Source organism: Brevundimonas sp. UBA7838, assembly GCF_002500885.1.
Taxonomy (GTDB): Bacteria; Pseudomonadota; Alphaproteobacteria; order Caulobacterales; family Caulobacteraceae; genus Brevundimonas; species Brevundimonas vesicularis_C.
On the sequence record NZ_DLTK01000094.1, the window covers coordinates 1 to 18,396 of the forward strand.

General features: G+C 63.9%; 18 protein-coding genes and 1 tRNA gene. 11 read left to right on the plus strand and 8 right to left on the minus strand.

What is annotated here, in order from left to right:
* Nucleotides 1-160 precede the first annotated feature (160 nt).
* Entirely contained in the window at nucleotides 161-1,372 is a 1,212-nt protein-coding gene (locus B3T77_RS08010; protein ID WP_292078702.1) for an acyl-CoA dehydrogenase family protein, read from the plus strand.
* 102 nt (nucleotides 1,373-1,474) lie between these two features.
* Nucleotides 1,475-3,634 carry an ergothioneine biosynthesis protein EgtB gene (gene egtB, locus B3T77_RS08015; RefSeq protein WP_292078800.1) on the plus strand — a complete coding sequence of 720 codons (2,160 nt, stop codon included), beginning with the start codon at nucleotides 1,475-1,477 and terminating at the stop codon, nucleotides 3,632-3,634.
* Between the two features lie 83 nt (nucleotides 3,635-3,717).
* On the opposite strand, the gene B3T77_RS08020 is transcribed toward egtB, so the two are convergent.
* Nucleotides 3,718-3,939 (minus strand): general stress protein, encoded by a 222-nt coding sequence (locus B3T77_RS08020; protein ID WP_039243609.1) that lies wholly within the window; start codon nucleotides 3,937-3,939, stop codon nucleotides 3,718-3,720.
* A 116-nt stretch (nucleotides 3,940-4,055) separates the two neighbouring features.
* Entirely contained in the window at nucleotides 4,056-4,217 is a 162-nt protein-coding gene (locus B3T77_RS08025) for a hypothetical protein (protein ID WP_197458470.1), read from the minus strand.
* A gap of 103 nt (nucleotides 4,218-4,320) precedes the next feature.
* Here B3T77_RS08025 and B3T77_RS08030 point away from each other — a divergent pair, with 103 nt between their 5' ends.
* A complete protein-coding gene (locus B3T77_RS08030; RefSeq protein WP_292078710.1) occupies nucleotides 4,321-4,614 on the plus strand; it encodes a hypothetical protein in 294 nt (97 codons plus the stop codon).
* A gap of 18 nt (nucleotides 4,615-4,632) precedes the next feature.
* Here B3T77_RS08030 and B3T77_RS08035 read toward each other — a convergent pair whose 3' ends face one another.
* Nucleotides 4,633-5,334 carry an MBL fold metallo-hydrolase gene (locus B3T77_RS08035; protein ID WP_292078714.1) on the minus strand — a complete coding sequence of 234 codons (702 nt, stop codon included), beginning with the start codon at nucleotides 5,332-5,334 and terminating at the stop codon, nucleotides 4,633-4,635.
* Between the two features lie 191 nt (nucleotides 5,335-5,525).
* Between B3T77_RS08035 and tig the strand changes: the two genes are divergently transcribed.
* From tig to B3T77_RS08055, 4 genes are all read left to right on the plus strand, one after another.
* Entirely contained in the window at nucleotides 5,526-6,872 is a 1,347-nt protein-coding gene (gene tig, locus B3T77_RS08040) for a trigger factor (RefSeq protein WP_292078716.1), read from the plus strand.
* Nucleotides 6,873-6,976: 104 nt separating this feature from the next.
* Nucleotides 6,977-7,882, plus strand: coding sequence for a hypothetical protein (locus B3T77_RS08045; protein ID WP_055755228.1), 906 nt, complete (start codon nucleotides 6,977-6,979; stop codon nucleotides 7,880-7,882).
* A gap of 93 nt (nucleotides 7,883-7,975) precedes the next feature.
* On the plus strand, nucleotides 7,976-8,623 hold the full coding sequence (locus tag B3T77_RS08050; RefSeq protein ID WP_292078719.1) for an ATP-dependent Clp protease proteolytic subunit: 648 nt from the start codon (nucleotides 7,976-7,978) through the stop codon (nucleotides 8,621-8,623).
* Between the two features lie 72 nt (nucleotides 8,624-8,695).
* Nucleotides 8,696-9,016, plus strand: coding sequence for a hypothetical protein (locus B3T77_RS08055; RefSeq protein WP_066625462.1), 321 nt, complete (start codon nucleotides 8,696-8,698; stop codon nucleotides 9,014-9,016).
* Nucleotides 9,017-9,019: 3 nt separating this feature from the next.
* On the opposite strand, the gene B3T77_RS08060 is transcribed toward B3T77_RS08055, so the two are convergent.
* Nucleotides 9,020-9,667, minus strand: coding sequence for an HAD-IB family hydrolase (locus tag B3T77_RS08060; protein ID WP_292078723.1), 648 nt, complete (start codon nucleotides 9,665-9,667; stop codon nucleotides 9,020-9,022).
* Nucleotides 9,668-9,861: 194 nt separating this feature from the next.
* Here B3T77_RS08060 and clpX point away from each other — a divergent pair, with 194 nt between their 5' ends.
* Nucleotides 9,862-11,130 carry an ATP-dependent Clp protease ATP-binding subunit ClpX gene (gene clpX, locus B3T77_RS08065; protein WP_055755232.1) on the plus strand — a complete coding sequence of 423 codons (1,269 nt, stop codon included), beginning with the start codon at nucleotides 9,862-9,864 and terminating at the stop codon, nucleotides 11,128-11,130.
* A 71-nt stretch (nucleotides 11,131-11,201) separates the two neighbouring features.
* Here clpX and B3T77_RS08070 read toward each other — a convergent pair whose 3' ends face one another.
* From B3T77_RS08070 to B3T77_RS08080, 3 genes are read right to left on the minus strand one after another with little or no spacing between them, the layout of a single operon-like run.
* Nucleotides 11,202-11,396 carry a hypothetical protein gene (locus B3T77_RS08070; RefSeq protein ID WP_292078725.1) on the minus strand — a complete coding sequence of 65 codons (195 nt, stop codon included), beginning with the start codon at nucleotides 11,394-11,396 and terminating at the stop codon, nucleotides 11,202-11,204.
* Nucleotides 11,393-11,539 (minus strand): hypothetical protein, encoded by a 147-nt coding sequence (locus tag B3T77_RS08075; RefSeq protein ID WP_292078727.1) that lies wholly within the window; start codon nucleotides 11,537-11,539, stop codon nucleotides 11,393-11,395. The genes B3T77_RS08070 and B3T77_RS08075 overlap by 4 nt, the downstream gene beginning before the upstream one ends.
* Nucleotides 11,540-11,598: 59 nt before the next feature.
* Nucleotides 11,599-11,727: a hypothetical protein gene (locus tag B3T77_RS08080; RefSeq protein ID WP_255353885.1), complete on the minus strand. Its 129-nt coding sequence runs from the start codon at nucleotides 11,725-11,727 to the stop codon at nucleotides 11,599-11,601.
* Nucleotides 11,728-12,007: 280 nt separating this feature from the next.
* Here B3T77_RS08080 and lon point away from each other — a divergent pair, with 280 nt between their 5' ends.
* The 3 genes from lon (at nucleotide 12,008) to B3T77_RS08095 (ending at nucleotide 14,895) form a co-directional block, all read left to right on the plus strand.
* Nucleotides 12,008-14,404, plus strand: a complete 2,397-nt coding sequence (gene lon, locus B3T77_RS08085) for an endopeptidase La (protein WP_292078730.1) — start codon at nucleotides 12,008-12,010, stop codon at nucleotides 14,402-14,404.
* A gap of 104 nt (nucleotides 14,405-14,508) precedes the next feature.
* Nucleotides 14,509-14,784, plus strand: a complete 276-nt coding sequence (locus tag B3T77_RS08090; protein WP_017504003.1) for an HU family DNA-binding protein — start codon at nucleotides 14,509-14,511, stop codon at nucleotides 14,782-14,784.
* Nucleotides 14,785-14,818: 34 nt separating this feature from the next.
* Nucleotides 14,819-14,895: transfer RNA gene (locus tag B3T77_RS08095), tRNA-Val, on the plus strand.
* Nucleotides 14,896-14,953: 58 nt separating this feature from the next.
* Here B3T77_RS08095 and B3T77_RS08100 read toward each other — a convergent pair.
* Nucleotides 14,954-18,247 carry an autotransporter outer membrane beta-barrel domain-containing protein gene (locus B3T77_RS08100; protein WP_292078733.1) on the minus strand — a complete coding sequence of 1,098 codons (3,294 nt, stop codon included), beginning with the start codon at nucleotides 18,245-18,247 and terminating at the stop codon, nucleotides 14,954-14,956.
* Nucleotides 18,248-18,396: the final 149 nt, after the last annotated feature.

The following is an 18,396-nucleotide window of genomic DNA, read 5'->3' on the forward strand; positions in this document are numbered from 1 at the left end:
GATCGCTGGCGATATGATGATCGCCCAGAAACTGGCTCCGCTGCTGAAGCGCTGATGCCGGTCTGAACGACCAGTTATGGCGGCGCGGCTCCCGATCAGGGGCCGCGCCGTTTTCGTATCGAGCGCTCGATAGAAGCGCGAACGGGAAAGAGGAAACGACATGGACTTCAAACATTCCGACCGCGCCCTGGATTGGCACGCCCGCGTCCGTCGCTTCCTGGACGAGCAGGTCATCCCGCGCGAAGCCGAATATTTCGCCCAGGTGCGCGAGGATTCGAACCGTCAGCCGCCGGTCATGGAGACGATGAAGGCGGCCGCGAAGGAGGCCGGGCTGTGGAACATGTTCCTGCCCGGCGAACACGGGGCGGGTTTGACGAATCTGGAATACGCGCCGCTGGCCGAGATGATGGGGCGGCATCTGTGGTCGGCCGAGGTGTTCAACTGCAACGCCCCCGACACCGGCAATATGGAGGTGCTCCATATGTATGGGAACGCCGAGCAGCAGGCGCGCTGGCTGAAGCCCCTGATGGCCGGCGAAATCCGTTCGGCCTTCCTGATGACCGAGCCTGAGGTCGCCTCGTCCGACGCCACCAACATCCAGACCCGGATTGAGCGGGACGGCGATCACTATGTCATTAACGGCCGCAAGTGGTGGTCGACCAATATGGGCCATCCGAATCTGGCCGTGACAATCGTCATGGGCAAGACAGATCCAGACGCCGCATCCCACGCCCAGCAGTCGCAGATTATCGTGCCGGCTGACACACCTGGATTCCGCGTCGAGCGGATGCTGTCGGTATTCGGCTATGATGAAAAGCCGATCGGCCATGCCGAGGTCGTGCTGGAGAACGTCCGCGTGCCGGTCGAGAACCTGATCGCGGGCGAGGGCAGGGGCTTCGAGATCGCTCAGGGGCGGCTTGGCCCGGGCCGTATTCACCACTGCATGCGCACGATCGGTGCGGCCGAGCGGGCGCTGGAACTGATGGTGACGCGGCTGCTGAACCGGACGGCGTTCAAGAAGCAGTTGGCCGAGCATTCGGTCTGGGAACAGCGCGTCGCGGAGGCGCGCACCAACATCGAGATGTGCCGCCTGCTGGTGCTGAAGGCGGCTTGGATGATGGATCAGGCGGGAGCCAAGAACGCCCGCTCTGAGATCGCCCAGATTAAGGTCGCCGCGCCGAAGATGGCTTTACAGATCATCGACGACGCCATTCAGGCGTTCGGCGGCGCCGGTGTTTCGGGCGACACGCCTTTGGCCGAGCTTTACGCGGGTGTCCGCACCTTGCGAATCGCCGACGGCCCGGACGAGGTCCATAATCGCACCATCGCGCGGTTGGAATACGCTAAACATGGCGGCCGCCCGATGCTCTGATGCGTGATCGCGAACGCCAAGTGGTTGGGAACCTTGGCCTTGTTGGTGCGTTTGTTCGGCACTGACAAGGCGCTGGGGCTGGTGTCGGACGGGACAGCTGACATGAATGCGCGCTCCGAGCCCGACCCGCGGGTTGCGTCAGACGTGGCGCAGTTCAAGGCCGTTCGCGCGCGCATGATCGCTTTGGCTGAAGGTTTGTCTGCCGAGGATCTGTCAGCCCAGTCGATGGCGGATTGCAGCCCAGGGAAATGGCATCTGGCGCACACCAGCTGGTTTTTCGAGGCGATGATCCTGTCGTCCGATCCCGGATACCAGCCCGTCGATCCGCGTTTTCAGCAGCTGTTCAACTCCTACTATGAGGCTTTGGGGGAGCGGGTCAGGCGGGACCAGCGCGGGTTGATGACCCGCCCGTCCGTCGATGAGGTCCTGGCCTATCGCCGAGAGATCGACCGCCGCATGGTCGCCTGGCTGGCGCAGGGCGAGACCAGCGGCCATCAACGCTATCTGTTCGAGCTGGGTCTGCACCACGACCAGCAGCATCAGGAGCTTTTCCTGATGGATGTGCTGAACCTGATGTCGCGCTCTCCGCTCGACCCGGCCGCCTATGAGATCGAGCCCAGAGCCGAGACGCTCCAGATCAGGCACGGTGGAACGGTGGCGTTCGACGGCGGTCTGGTGACGATCGGCCACGACCAAGCGGGCTTCGCCTTCGATAATGAGGGGCCTGCGCACCGTGTCTGGCTGGAGCCGTTCGCTCTGGCTGCGGATCTGGTGACCAACGGCGACTGGATCGCCTTCATCCAGGATGGCGGCTATTCGCGTTCCGAGCTGTGGCTGTCGGACGGCTGGGCGACGGTCAAGGCAGAGGGCTGGACCGCGCCGCTGTATTGGCGTTTGGCGGATGGCGACTGGACCGTGATGGGTCTGACGGGGCGTAAACCTGTCGATCCTGCTGCGCCGGTTCGCCACATCAGCTTTTATGAGGCCGACGCCTTTGCCCGTTGGGCCGGCAAGCGACTGCCGTCCGAGGCGGAATGGGAACATGCCGCCGCCTCTTCGCCTGTTGCGTTCTCGAACCTGGCTGGCGAAGTGTGGCAGTGGACGTCCAGCGCCTATGCGCCCTATCCCGGTTTTCAGCCGACGCCGGGCACCGCCGCCGAATACAACGGCAAGTTCATGGCCAATCAGATGGTGCTGCGAGGCGGATCGTTAGCCACACCGCCGGGCCATGACCGCATCACCTATCGCAACTTCTTCTATCCCCAACAGAGGTGGGCCTTCATGGGTTTGAGACTGGCTGAAGATCGGACCGTGGCGCGAGACGCCGCAGCGGACGACGCCCAAACCGCCGCCTTTCGAAAGGATATGATCGAAGGGCTGTCGCGTGCGCAAAAGGCCGTGCCGCCGAAGTGGTTCTATGACGCGGACGGGTCGCGCCTGTTCGAAGACATCACCGTGCTGCCCGAATACTATCCGACCCGGCAGGAAATGGCGCTGTTGCGCGATCGCGCAGCAGAGTTGACAGCCGACTTTGGCCCCGACGCGGTGCTGGTCGAATTCGGATCCGGCGCCAGCGAGAAGATGCGGATTTTGTTGGACGCCGCCACCGACCTCGGCGCCTACGTTCCGCTCGACATCAGCGAGAGTGCTCTGATGGACGCCGCCATTCGCGTCCGCGATGACTATCCGACGCTGCGCGTGCAGCCGGTTTTGGGGGACTTCGAGCATTTGGCGCCGCTGCCCGAAGACCTGCCGTCGGGACGGCGAATCGGCTTCTTCCCCGGCTCGACCATCGGTAATCTGCAACCGGACGAGGCCGAGCAGTTCCTGGCGGCGGCGCGTCGGATGCTGGGCGAGGGGGCGTTGTTCATTCTGGGCGTCGATCTGGTCAAAGACCCTGCGATCCTGGTCGCCGCCTATGACGACAGCCAAGGCGTCACGGCGGCCTTCAATCGCAATGTTCTGATCCGCGCCAATCAAGAGTTGGATGCTGATTTCGATGTGGACGCCTTTGTTCACCGCGCCGTGTGGAACCCGGACGCCTCGCGCATGGAAATGCATCTGCAAGCGATCGCGCCGACGACCGCGCGCATCGGAGATCGGACATTCCGCTTCGTGACCGGCGAGACGATCCACACCGAAAGCTCGCGCAAGTTCACGCGTGGATCGATCCAAGCCATGGCGGCCGCCTCCGGCTGGACGGTTGTCCGCATTGATACTTCTCCGGCGCCGAGCGTCGCCTTGGCAGTCCTGCGCGCCTGAGCCGAATGCGCGGCTGATCGCGGCAAGAAAAAGGGCGGCGCATCGATTGATGGGCCGCCCTTGTTTGTATCGAGTTCCGCCGACTATTGCCCGTCGGCGGCGTCCGCGTCTTTCTTGGTTCCGTGCGACGCTTCTCCACCCTTGCGGCCCGCCTGTGCGGCGAGGCTGCGGTCTTGGGAGAAGCTGCGTTTTTCGCTGGGGACGCTTGCGCCCCCTTTGCGCGCGATTTCGCGCTGACGTTCGGGATCCATGGAGGCGAAACCTCGCTTGGAAACGCCGGAGGGGCGTGTGGGTTGGCTGTCCATCGTGTTCCTTTCAGTGCTGCCGTTGCGCTTGCTGAAGTGAACCCAGTGACTCGGTGACGGTTCCGTCGGGAACTCTGTTTTACTGTCACGATCCTCAAGGGTTCGTGAGTTTGACTTTACCCAGCACCGTAAGGTCGCGAATCACCTTCGCCGCCAACATCCGGTTCCATCGGCGGAACTTCATCGGGCGTGTCTGAAGGCTGTATTTCCGGCTGCTGCGCCGGCTCAGGCTGGATCTCGGGTTGCGGCGTGGTCGGAGTGGGTTCGATATAGGTCATGAGCGGCTCCTTGTGCGATCAACCAACGCACCCTGATCGCCCGCGTTCAAAAAGGAACCATGAGTCGCAACACCGGTTTGTTCAGCGAACCACGGAGATCGAGATGACCAACACCCCGATAGGCGCGACATCACCCGACGACATCGTCCTGGAGGACAATGATCTGACCCAACGTCTGGACCGACAGGCCGACGCAATTCTCGCCCAAGGCGAGGGCCGCAGCTTTGGCAAGACCACTTCAGTCCGTCAGGCCGTCAGAGAAGATGCGGGCCTGGTGCGTGAGAAGATTTCCGGACGCGTTCATCGCGTGCAGGAAGACATTCAGGACAATCCGATGAAGGCGACGCTCTATGCACTGGGCATCGGCGTCATCATCGGCATGATCCTGCGCCGATAAACCACGCGATCAGCAGGCTCAGGCAGGCCCCGACGGCTCACGCTGGATCGGGGCCTGTCGCATTGCGGCGTCAGACACGAACGGATTGGTCCGTCGCTCTTCACCAAAGGTGGAGATCGGCCCGTGGCCCGGCACAAAGGTGACGTCGTCGCCCAGCGGCCAAAGCTTTTCGATCACGGAGCGGATCAGTGCGGGCGGATCGCTCATCGGGAAGTCGGTGCGACCGACCGAACTCTTGAACAGAACGTCGCCGACCTGAGCGAATCGCGCCGCGCGATTGAAGAAGATGACGTGCCCGGGCGTATGGCCGGGGCAGTGACGCACCTCCCAGATCGTTTCCCCCAACGATACCGTGTCGCCATCCTCCAGCCAGCGGTCGGGCGTGAAGGGGCGGGCGTCGGGCAGGCCGTACATCCGGCCGCTCTCCACGATTCGGTCGATCCAGAACTGGTCGGCCTTCTGAGGGCCGGTGATCTGGGTGCCGGTCTTCTCCTGCATTTCGGCCGCGCCGCCCGCGTGATCCAGATGGCCGTGGGTGATCCAGATCTGGTCCAGCGTCAGGCCGCGTCGCGCAACCTCGCCCAGGACCGCATCGACCGAACCGCCGGGATCGATCACGGCGGCCTTGTTGGTGGCGGTGCACCAGACGGTCGTGCAGTTCTGTTGAAGCGGGGTGACGGGCGTGACGAAGACGCCGATGGGGGAGGCGGGTTGGCTCATTTGGTCAACATAGCCACGCAAAGGCCGCGAAACCACCGGCTCTGACTACGCCCGCGTTGACCTTTCGGGCCCTTCTCGACATAAGGGCGGGCTTCGAGGCGCCGCTCCACACGGGGCGGCCTTCTTGCTTTATCCATTCCGCGCCGGCCGTCTCGATGGCTCATGCGCCCCAGAGCGTCAGAATCCCGACCATGCAAGTCGTCGAAAAGTCGAACGAAGGCCTCAGCCGCGTGATCGCGGTCACCATTCCCGTCGCGGAGCTGAATGAAAAGCTCGAAGCCCGCGTCAAGGAAGTCGCCCCGCAGGTGAAGCTGAAGGGCTTCCGTCCGGGCAAGGTGCCGGTCGCCCACGTCAAGAAGACCTTCGGCCGTGAGTTCATGGGCGAGATCATCAACGCCGAGCTGAACGAAACCAGCCAGAAGGCGCTCGACGAGGCCAAGATCCGTCCCGCCGCGCCGGCCGAGATGAAGCTGACCTCGGACATGGACAAGGTCATCGCTGGTCAGGAAGACCTGGCCTATGAAATGTCGCTGGAAATCATGCCGGACTTCGAGCCGGTCGATCCCAAGACCCTGAAGCTGGAGCGCCCGACCTATGAAGCGTCTGACGCCGATCTGGACGAGGCCCTGACGGAACTGGCCGGTCAGGCCAAGAGCTACGAAGACAAGAAGGGCAAGACCGTCAAGGCCGCCGAGGGCGACCAGCTGACGATCGACTTCCTGGGCAAGCTGGACGGCGAGCCCTTCGAAGGCGGCGCCGCCGAGGACGCGGACCTGGTGATCGGCTCGGGCCGCTTCATTCCCGGTTTCGAAGAGCAACTGACGGGCGCCAAGGTCGGCGAAGAGAAGACCATCGAAGTCACCTTCCCCGAGAACTATCAAGCCGCTCATCTGGCCGGCAAGAAGGCCACCTTCGACATCAAGGTGAAGGCCATCAAGGCGGAAGCCGAATCCAAGATCGACGACGATTTCGCCACCCGCATCGGTCTGGAGTCGCTGGACAAGCTGAAGGAACTGCTGAAGTCCAACCTGGACCAGCAGTACGCCGGCGCCGCCCGTTTCAAGCTGAAGCGCGCCCTGCTGGACCAGCTGGATGAGGCCCACGACTTCCCGCTGCCGCCGAAGATGGTGGACGCCGAGTTCGACGGCATCTGGCAGCAGGTCGAGGCTGACAAGACCGCTGGTCGTCTGCCGGAAGAAGACGCCGCCAAGTCGGACGAAGATCTGAAGGCTGAATACCGCAAGATCGCCGAACGCCGTGTGCGTCTGGGCTTGGTGCTGGCCGAAATCGGTCGCGCCAACAACGTCCAGGTCACCGACCAGGAACTGAACGCCGCCATCCTGCAGGAAGCCCGCAACTATCCGGGCCAGGAACAGGCCGTCCTGAACTTCTACCGCCAGAACCCCAACGCCGCCGCCCAGATGCGCGCGCCCATCTACGAAGAAAAGGTCGTCGACCTGATCGTGGGCGTCGCGGACGTGACCGACAAACCGATCACGAAGGAAGAGCTGCTGAAGGAAGACGAGGACGAGGGCTGATTTTCCGCTCGATTACGCGACAGTAACTGGCGGTTGTGGCGCCTGGATTGTAAGTCGAATGGGTCCGCAGTGCGGGCCCATTTTGCTTTTCAGGTATGTCTCCAATGTCTTTTTCCGCTGTCGCTCTGGCCGCCCTCATCACCGCAGGCGCGCAGGCGCAAGATCCGGCACAGCCGCCCCCGACAGATCTGGAGGAGATCACGGTCGAGGGTCAGTCGCCGCGGCAGGCTGCGCGCCAATTTGTCCAGCGTGTTGCGACCGCGCCCGCCGGTGCGCGGCTTGGACGGTGGAATACGCCGCTTTGCGTCAGCGTCGCCGGATTGAAGGCGCCCTACGGTCAGATGCTTGCAGATCGCATCGGCGAAATCGCTCATGATCTTGAAATTCGAGTGGGCGAGCCTGGCTGCTCGGCCAATGTGCTCATAATCGCCACGGAGGATGGTCCCAGTGTCGCATCTGCGCTGGTGGAAGGTTGGCGTCGTCGTTTCCGTCCTCCGATCGACAACACGAACATGGGTTTGGCGGCGCTGGAACGGTTCAAAACCAGCGATGCGCCAGTGCGATGGTGGCACATTTCCCTGCCAGTCTCAGCAGACACTGGCCAACTGGCGGCCCGTGTCGCCGGTGGAGAGCCGCCCTCGATTGGATCGCGGGCCGTCAGCCGCATGAGGTCGCCACTGCGGTACGACCTGAACTCAGCGACCGTCGTCATTGATATGACCAAGGCCAGTGGCGTCCTTTTGCCGGCTCTGATGGACTACGCCGCGATGGTCGTCTTGGCGCAGGTCGATCCCCGCGCCGACTACTCCGATCAGCCCACTGTGCTGAATTTATTTGGTGATCCTCAGAACGTGACCGGCCTCACGGACTGGGACCGCGCCTATCTGCAAGCGCTATATGAAGCGGAGCCCGATCGCGCATCCGCCGCCGCGCAGGAGGCGGCGGTCGCGGAACGACTACAGAAAGGACGTCGTGCAGCGGCGAACCAGCAAGACGCGCAGTCCGATTGAACCCGGCGTCTTGCGCAGGGTGTCATCGAACGCGATATGCAGCATAACCGGCTGACGACGCTGAATCGTCGCCACTGCATCCGAGAAGGCTAAATGCGCGATCCGATCGAACTGATGAACATGAACCTGGTGCCGATGGTGGTGGAGCAATCCAGCCGCGGTGAGCGTTCCTTCGACATTTTCTCGCGCTTGCTGCGTGAGCGAATCATCTTTCTGACGGGACCGTTCGAGGACGGGATGGCGTCGCTGATCTGCGCCCAGCTGCTGTTCCTTGAATCGGAGAACCCCAAGAAGGAAATCAGCATGTATATCAACAGCCCCGGCGGTCAGGTGACCTCGGCGCTCGCGATCTATGACACCATGCAATACATCAAGAGCCCGGTTTCGACTGTAGTGATGGGTATGGCGGCTTCGGCTGGCTCGCTGATCCTGACGGCGGGCGCCGCTGGTCAGCGGATCGCCCTGCCGAATGCCCGCGTCATGGTGCACCAGCCCTCGGGCGGGTTCCGGGGTCAGGCGTCGGACATCGAACTGCATGCCGCCGACATCCGTTACACCAAGCGTCGTCTGAACGAGATTTACGTCCACCACACCGGTCGGACATATGAGGAGGTCGAAAAGACCCTGGATCGCGACCACTTCATGTCAGCCGAGGAAGCCAAGGCATGGGGCATCGTTGACCATGTTTACGATCGCCGCGAGCAGGCTGACGCCGACGGCGCGAAGACGCCCGGCAACTAAGACAGCTGTCGAAAGACGAAAGGGCGCGCCCGTTGCGGCGCGCCCTTTTCATTTTGTGCTATCGGAACCGTCATGCAGTTCACACGAGATCAAAGCGGCACGGTCGATGTCGATGGCGAAAGCTACGTCTGGGAGCTTCGTCGCCAACCTCAGCCCAAGGGCGGCAACGTCTGGGAGGGGATGGCTGTGTCCCTTCGCCACGCGGACTTCAAGCGTGAAGCGATTGTACAGTTTCCGCCGCCGCTTCGGCCCAACGGACGACCGGATGTGGAGAAGCAGCGCGTCAACGTCGACGCTGTCCGCACCGCTATCGCCTCGGCGATCGAGGCCGGCTGGGATCCGGCCTCGCGCGGCAAGGCGATGGTGTTCGATGTGGACGCCGACGGCAACTGAGCCTCAGGGCTTTTGGCGGAAGATCCTGAAGCCGGGCTGCTGGGCCATCGCCAGCATCTCGGTGTCACCCGAGGTGTCGCCATAGGCGGCAGTCAGGGTCATGTTCTCGCCATAGGCCGCCTTCAGCCGCCGCACCTTCTCCTCACCCCGACAGTTGGGGCCGGCGAAGTCGCCGGTGATTCGATCGTTGGCGTCGAAGACGAACTCGGTGCCCAGCAGGGCCTCGGCCCCCAGTTTGCGGGCGAACGGCGCGACGGTCGTCGTAGGAGACGCGGTCACGATGACGCGGTGCGCGCCGCGTTGGCCCCAGCTGTTCCACACCTCAAGCGCATCGGGTCGCATGAACCGCGGCCAGATCTCTTCGGCGAAGGCTGCGGCTTCCACTTCCAGTGTCTGACGGCTCACGCCAAGCAGGAACTCCCTGACGGAGGCCGCTTTGATCCGGCCCCGGTCGCGATCCTTCGCGTAGGCGGCGAGGGCCGGAGCCAGCTTGACCAACCCCAGCGCCCAGGCGCCCGGACCGGCGCGCCAGCGCAGGAACTCGGTGAAGCTGTCTCGAATCGTCAGCGTGCCGTCGAAATCGAAGGCGACGATGGCAGGTCCATTCCCCGTGGACTGGCGTATTTCCTGCACAATACCCATGTCAGACATTCGCCTTGATCCCCGTCGACACTGATCCATCCACGCACTGCAACAATCCCCTGCCGCCTTCGGGGTTGTTCCGGAACGTGTGATGGGTGATTGTCATTTTTTGAAGACCTTCGCATCCAGAGTGCTGGAATCAATGTGAGGGAAGCGCGTTTCGGGCCATTTCGGTCCGGCCCGCGGGAGTGAGATAAGGGTCTATGACCAAAGCAGCCGGCACCGACGCCAAAAGCACCCTCTACTGCTCGTTCTGCGGAAAGAGCCAGCACGAGGTCCGCAAGCTCATCGCGGGCCCGACCGTCTTCATCTGCGATGAATGCGTCGAACTGTGCATGGACATCATCCGCGAAGAGCACAAGATCGGCTTCAAGAAGACGACCGACGGCGTGCCTACGCCCAAGGAAATCCGCGACGTGCTGGACGACTATGTCATCGGCCAGGCGCACGCCAAGAAGGTGCTCTCGGTCGCCGTCCACAACCATTACAAGCGCCTGAACCACGCGACGAAGAACAACGACGTCGAACTGGCCAAGTCGAACATCATGCTGATCGGGCCGACGGGCTCGGGCAAGACGCTGCTGGCCCAGACGCTGGCGCGCATCATCGACGTGCCCTTCACCATGGCCGACGCCACGACCCTGACCGAAGCCGGTTACGTGGGTGAGGATGTCGAGAACATCATCCTGAAGCTGCTCCAGGCGTCCGACTACAACGTCGAGCGGGCCCAGCGCGGCATCGTCTATATCGACGAAATCGACAAGATCTCGCGCAAGTCGGACAACCCCTCGATCACGCGCGACGTGTCGGGCGAAGGCGTGCAACAGGCCCTGCTGAAGATCATGGAAGGCACCGTCGCCTCCGTGCCGCCGCAAGGCGGTCGCAAGCATCCGCAGCAGGAATTCCTGCAGGTCGACACCGCCAACATCCTGTTCATCGTCGGCGGCGCCTTCGCTGGGTTGGAGAAGGTCATCTCGGCGCGCGGGGCAGGGGCTTCGATCGGCTTTGGCGCCCAGGTCAAGGAGATCGATGAACGTCGCACCGGCGACATTCTGAAGGGTGTCGAGCCAGACGACCTGATGCGGTTCGGCCTGATCCCCGAGTTCATCGGTCGTCTGCCCGTGCTGGCGACGTTGGAAGACCTGGACGAGACGGCGCTGGTCACAATTCTGACCGAGCCCAAGAACGCCCTGGTCAAACAGTACAAGCGTCTGTTCGAGATGGAGAATGTTGAACTGACCTTCACCGACGACGCCTTGATCGCCGTCGCCAAGAAGGCCATCACCCGCAAGACCGGCGCGCGCGGCCTGCGCTCGATCCTGGAAGGCATCCTTCTCGAGACCATGTTCGAACTGCCGACCTTCGAAGGCGTCGAAGAGGTGGTGGTCAATGCGGAAGTCATCGACGGCAAGGCTCAGCCCCTGCTGATCTACTCGGAAGCCTCCAAGAAAAAGGCCGACGGCGCCGCCTGAGCCGATGAAAAATCCTGAACTGATCAAGGCCGGAGCGTTTTTGCTCCGGCCTTTTTCGTGAACTCAAGGCGTCAAACGAACTCGGTCAGCATCAGGACATGCCCTGGATGCGCCTCGGCCTCGGCCTTGGCGCAGCGGACGGCGCTTTTGGCGTCGGTGAAGACGTCTTCGAACAGGCCGTCGCTTGATGTGATGCGCCAGCGATCGCCGACGGGCTGGATCGTCAGGCTTTCGACGGCGGGTGGTGAGGCTAGGGGCGTAATCATTGGGTGCGGCGATGTTGGTCGCGGTTCAGGCGGTCGGCCTCGGCCTGAAGTCGAGCGGCGAGGCGTTCGGCCGAGATGCGATCGGGCAGGGGGCGGGTGCAGGCGTTGTTGACCGCCACGGCCCAACCGCTGGCGCGAGGCACGACCCTGTATCGTCTGGGAGGGGCGGCGCGTGTCACGCCGCCCTCGATATGGCCCTGCATCATCGCGCGCGGCCCTTGCGGATTGGGGCGCCGAACAGGGCGCCGATGAAGGTCATCGCCATTTGAAGGGTTGTCGGCGCCGGCGCTGGACGCTTCAGGGTCTCGGCCAACAGGTGCGAACGGCTCATGGTCATCTCCTTGGAGCCGCAGAAGACGCCCGATCCCCGTAAAGCGGCCATGTCGAAAGCGTCGCCGGGCGTAATGCGGACCTAAAGCGGCGCGATCGGCGGCTTTGTCGCCACGCAGGTGTGGGCCGTTCCGCGGTCACGCTTGAACCGCGGGTCTTTCAAACCACATACTCATCCGAACGCCGTCGGAATCGACGGGCCGTCATGCGCCGGTCGGGCCTCTTGCCCGGCGGACCCTGGCGGCGGGCCGGAGATGATCAATGGCCCAGGAGTACGCATCATGACTGAACCAAAAATCCTGCCCGTCCTGCCGCTGAGAGATATTGTCGTCTTCCCGCACATGGTCGTGCCGCTCTTCGTCGGACGCGAAAAGTCGGTGAAGGCGCTGGACGAGATCATGAAGGGCGAAAAGCAGATCCTGCTGGCGACCCAGAAGAACAGCGTCGACGACGATCCGTCGCCTGACGCCATCTATCCCATCGGCGTGCTGGCCTCGGTGCTGCAACTGCTGAAACTGCCCGACGGCACGGTCAAGGTGCTGGTGGAGGGCAAGGGTCGCGCGCGCCTGACCCGCTTCACCGACCGTGAGGAGTATTTCGAGGCCGAGGCCGTCGAGATCGAGGACGAAGCCGGCGACGCCTCGCAGGCCGAAGCCATGCTGCGCGCCGTGGTCGAGCAGTTCGAAAACTATGTGAAGCTGAACAAGAAGGTTCCGCCCGAGGCCCTCAGCTCCATCCCCCAGATCACCGACGCCTCCAAGCTGGCGGACTCGGTCGCGGCCCATCTCTCGGTCAAGATCGCCGATAAGCAGGGCCTGCTGGAAACCTTCGACGTGCCCAAGCGGCTGGAGAAGGTCTATGGGCTGATGGAGGGTGAGATCTCGGTCCTTCAGGTCGAAAAGAAGATCCGCTCGCGTGTGAAGCGCCAGATGGAGAAGACCCAGCGCGAATATTATCTGAACGAGCAGATGAAGGCGATCCAGCGCGAGTTGGGCGAGACCGACGATGCGCGCGACGAGATCATGGATTTGGAGAAGCGCATCCGTAAGACGCGCCTGTCGAAGGAAGCGCGGACCAAGGCCGAGGCCGAGGTCAAGAAGCTGCGCAACATGAGCCCGATGTCGGCGGAATCGACGGTCGTGCGCAACTATCTCGACTGGCTGCTGTCCGTGCCGTGGGGCAAGGCCAAGCAGAAGCCGATCGATCTGGCCAAGGCCGAGGACATCCTGGAAGAGGATCACTTCGGCCTGGAGAAGGTCAAGGAACGGATCATTGAGTATCTGGCGGTCCAGGCCCGCACCGGCAGCCTGAAGGGGCCGATCCTGTGCCTGGTCGGCCCTCCCGGTGTCGGCAAAACCTCGCTGGCCAAGTCCATCGCCAAGGCGACAGGGCGTGAGTACGTCCGCATGTCGCTGGGCGGCGTGCGCGACGAGAGCGAGATCCGGGGTCACCGCCGGACTTACATCGGCTCCATGCCCGGCAAGATCATTCAGTCGATGAAGAAGGCCAAGACCACCAACGCCTTCGTCCTGCTGGACGAGATCGACAAGCTGGGGTCCGACTGGCGCGGCGATCCGTCGTCGGCCCTGCTGGAGGTGCTGGACCCGGCGCAGAACTCGACTTTCGGCGACCACTATCTGGAGGTGGACTACGACCTGTCCCAGGTGATGTTCGTGACGACCGCGAACAGCCTGAACATGCCGCAGCCGCTGATGGACCGGATGGAGATCATTGGGGTCTCGGGCTATACCGAAGATGAGAAGGTCGAGATCGCCAAGCGCCACGTCCTGCCCAAGCAGTTGGCGGACCACGGCCTGAAGGACGGCGAACTGATCGTGCCGGAAGACACGATCCGCGATCTGATCCGCTATTACACCCGCGAGGCCGGCGTGCGTTCGCTGGAGCGCGCTCTGGGCGGTCTGGCCCGCAAGGCCGTGCGCGAAATGGCCAAGACGGGCGCCAAGTCGATCACGGTCGATGAGGCCAAGTTGGCCGACTATGCGGGCGTCAAGAAGTTCCGCTATGGCGAGACGGACGAGGAGGATCAGGTCGGCATCGTCACCGGTCTGGCTTGGACCGAGTTCGGCGGCGACATCCTGACCATCGAAGCCATCAAGATGCCGGGCCGCGGGCGCATGACCGTGACCGGCAATCTGAAGGACGTGATGAAGGAGTCGATCTCGGCGGCGGCATCCTACGTCCGCTCGCGGGCCCTGGCCTTCGGCGTCAAGCCCCCGGTGTTCGAGAAGACCGACATCCACGTCCACGTGCCGGACGGCGCGACGCCCAAGGACGGCCCGTCCGCCGGCGTGGCCATGACGGTGGCGATGGTCTCTGTCCTGACCGGCATTCCGATCCGCAAGGATATCGCCATGACCGGCGAGATCACCCTGCGCGGCCGGGTCACCGCCATCGGCGGCCTGAAGGAGAAGCTGCTCGCGGCCCTGCGCTCCGGCGTCAAGACGGTGCTGATCCCGCAGGAGAACGAGAAGGATCTCGCTGACGTGCCGGACAATGTGAAGTCGGCGCTGGAGATCGTGCCGATCTCCACGGCGGACGAGGCGCTGAAGTGGGCGCTTGTCGGCACCCTGACGCCGGTGGAGTGGGACGAGGCGGCCGAACCCCTGCCGGCCCCGGTCGTGGCTCCGGAAGGACCGGCGGCGGCGGTCAGCCACTAACGCCGAGTTGAACATCGAGCGCCGCCGGTGATCCCACCGGCGGCGTTTTCGTTTTTGACGCAACCGCCGATCTGTCCTTTAGTGGTTCGTTCTGGAGGGGACGGATGACCAAGGCGGAACTGATCGGCCGGATGGCCAGCGCGGCGAACATTAGCCGCGACCAGGCCAAGACGGCGCTGGAAGCGTTTACCGACGGCGTGACCGAGTCGCTGACGCGGGGCGCGGATGTGAAGCTGATCGGTTTCGGCAGTTTCGTCGCCGTGGACCGCAAGGCTGGCGTTGCGCGCAATCCGCAGACCGGCGCGGCGGTCGCACGCCCGGCCTCGCGCACCGCGCGCTTTCGCCCAGGAGAAGGTTTGAAAAGCGCCTTGAACGGTTGAGGCGCGACGGGCATAAGCCCGTCTCTGCCCTTGGGGGCGGCTAGCTCAGCTGGTCAGAGCATCTCGTTTACACCGAGAGGGTCGGCGGTTCGAACCCGTCGCCGCCTACCAAACAAAAAGGCCGCCGGATCGCTCCGGCGGCCTTTCGTTTGTCTGGATCGGGCTGCGATCAGAAGCGGAAGCTGGCCCGCAGCAGCAGCGAGTAGCGGACGTAGTCTTCCAGCAGCTCGGCGTCGCCGGTCAGCGACAGCATGCCCAGTTCGTTGCCGAAGTTCAGGCGGAAGCCCAGGATCGCCCCGCCGCCTTCGATGGCGTCCGGCGACAGAATGAAGTCCGGGCCGCCGCTGGCGAAGCGAGCGATGGTTTCGCCGGCGTCGACCGAGATATTCTGGCGATAGCCGACGCGCAGTTCCGGACGAATCCAGCCGTTGCGGCCGAAGCCATAGCCGACGTTCATCGCCGCCACCGCCGAGAAGATGTGGCTGTCGCGCGAATCGATGTTGAGATCGAAGCCGTCGCCGCCGCCCTTCTCGCTGCGCGAGCCCTCCGACAGGCTGAAATACTCGCCGTAGATTTCGGGGCGAATGTTCAGGCGGCCAAAGTTGCGCTCGTAAGAAGCGCCGCCGGCGACCGCCGCCGTCCAGCCATGCCAGTCGGACTTGTTGTTCAGATAGACGCCGGTAGCGACCAGCGAGCGATCGGCGCTGAAGGAAGCGTAGCCCCCCGCCGCACGGGCCCAGGTCGTCCAGTACTGACCCTGAGCGCGCCAGTAGAGGCCCAACTCCAGCAGGTTGGCGGACAGGACCTCTTCGGCCTCGGCCTCGGGATCCTTGATGTCGGACGAGGTGAAGGCGGCCGAGATGCCGACGGCGCCCAGGCTGGTGCCCTTTTCGACGCCGCCGGCGACGCCGAAGCCTTCCGAGCGGAAACCGTAGGAGTCGGTTTTGTCCTTGTCGGCGTAGAAGTTGATCTCCTGGACCCAGGCGCTGGTTTCACCCGGCGCAGCGGCGGCGTTGCGGCCGGTCAGCGCGCGGGTGACCGCATCGACGCCGGCCGACAGCGACATCAGCGGCCCGCCGGAGTGGTCGGGCAGCATCTGCTCGTAGGCGTCGATGAAGCCGTCGCGCGACGTTTGCGACAGGAACAGGTTGCGCAGGGCCTCATTGGACCCCAGCGCGCCGTAGACGGCGTCGTAGGCGGACGCCTCGACCGGGATCAACCCGGCCTCGGAGGCCGTACGGCGACGCGCGTCGACATAGACGGTGTTGCCGGCCACGCCGCCCTGCACGACGTAAAGATAGGGCGAGTTGTCCGACAGCAGGGTCTGGTTGATCTGACCCACATTCAGCGTGCCGGCCGTGATGACGTTGAACCGCTCAGGCTGATCGATCAGCGACGAGAAGCGGACGCCCAGAGTGGAGCCTGTCGCCAGGGTCGCATTGCCGCTGACATTGAAGCCGCCGGCGCGGTCGTTGGCGGGGTCAAGATTGACCAGCAATGTCCCTTCGGCGCCGATGTTCAGGTTGGAGATCGCCGTGGCGCCCGTCTGGGTGGCGGCCAGGGTGCCCTTCGACACGTTGATGTCCAGCAGGCCGTCGCTGTTGGCGATGGTGCCGGTCACAACCGCGCCGCCGCTGATGTTCAGCCGGTCGGCGCCGGCGCCGAAATCGATGTCGCCGTTGACGACGCCGTTCTCGATATTGAGCGTGTCGGCGCCCGAGCCCAGCTTGATCGCGCCGACGATAGCCGGTTCGTTCGCGTCCGGCACGCCGTCCTTGTCCGTGTCCGTGGCGGTGCTGCCGGCAGCGGCGGGAATGCCGTACTGCCGCAGGGTGACGCCGGTCGTGTTGGCCGAGACGTCGATGGCGGTCACCTTGCCAGTCACCGGATTTGTATCGTCGGTGTTAGGGGTGAGCGAGCCGATGATCGAACCGGCGTTGTTCAGCTGGGTCAGGCTGCCGGACTGGTCACGAATAACGGTGGCCGAACCCTGATTGCCGCCGAAAGAGGCGACGAGATTGCCGGTGTTGGTCAGGGAGCCGACGTTGGCGCCCGCACCGATCAGGATGCTGGTCGCGCTTTGGGCCTGCTTGCCCGAGGCGACGGCCTGAATGGCGCCCGAGTTGTTGATCGTCGGAGCGGTCACGCCCGAGCCGATCCAGAGAGCCGTGGCGTTGGCATCGACGGCGGTCGATGAGATGCCGCCCTCGTTGCGCACGCCGCCGACGACGTTGACGGCCTGGCCGCCGGTCACGCCGAGTTGCACGGCGCGGAACTCCACGCCGGAATAGAGGCCGGAGCCGACAATAGTGCCGCGGTTGATCAGGCCATAGGCCGCATCGCCTGTACCGACGGCGCCGAGGGTCACCGCCTGTGTCGTCGAACCGATCAACAGCGCAGGCGCGCCGCCCAATGACGTAATGGAGGCGGCTGTCTCGCTGGCGTCCGGGATGCCGTCGCCGTCGCGATCGGTGTCGTCGCGGTTCTTGACGCCATCGCCGTCATCATCCTCGTCGCCGTTCTTGACGCCGTCCTTGTCGTCGTCGCCCTCGATGCCCGCCTCGGAATAGGCGAGCGCCTTGTCCAGCAGCACGCCGCCGGCGACATTGGCGCCGACGCGCACGGCCGGTCCGCCTTGCAGCAGATCGTCTGCGTCGAGTTCGTCGAGGAACAGGGTCGTGGCGTTATCGAACGTGCCGGTCGTCGGACGTACCGGCGGCGGGGTGGTGTAGCGATAGCCCGTGGCGACCACGGAGGAGTGGATCTTGAGCGCGCCGCCGACGTCACCTTCGATGGAAACGCCCGTCGCATTGGCGCCGAGCGCCGAGATGGAGCCTGCAAGATCGACATTGCCGGAAATCGGCCCCGTGGTGCGGATGGCGGCGCTGTCGTTGCCGGTCACACGGACGTTGCCCAGGCTCTGAAGCTTGCCGTTCAGGGCGGATTCGACGGACAGCCCGTAGGAGTTGTTGCCCTCGACCGCGATCGCGCCCGTGCCCTCGACCAGGATGTTGCCAGTGAAGGGCGAGGCGCCGGTGACCCGCACGCCGTAACGACCGGTCCCGGTGGCGAAGGGACCGTCCAGGTCGCCGTCGCCGTCGGTGTCCTTGATGTCCGCAGTTTCCAGCGTGTCGTTGACGGTGATCGAGCCGCCGACGATCACCGAACCGGTGTTACCGCCATTGACCAGAAGACCCGTCGAGCCGTCGGCCGACTTGTCCATCGTGATGGAACCGCCGCTGTCCAGATCGACCGTGTTGTTGCTGTTCAGGGTCACCGCCGCGCCCGAGGCGACGGCGACGCTGCCGCCGCTGGCGATGCGGATGTTGTCGGCGGCCGTGCCCGTCGCATTGGACGTCTGGATCGGCGTCGTCCGGGCGTTTGAGATCACGATCTCGGCCTGGGATCCTGTGGCGACCATCAAGGGGGCGATCGCCACGGCGGTCGCGAGCAAAATACGCATTCGGTAGAAACCCCTGGTGGTCACGCGTCACGTTACGGGAGACCCCTTAGCAGGGTCCGCGCCAGCGTTCCAAGTTTATCGAATTTGAGGCGAATGCAAGGCCGTGATGGTCTTGAGCCAATCCTGTAAGACGACCCGTGTTCGCTCGT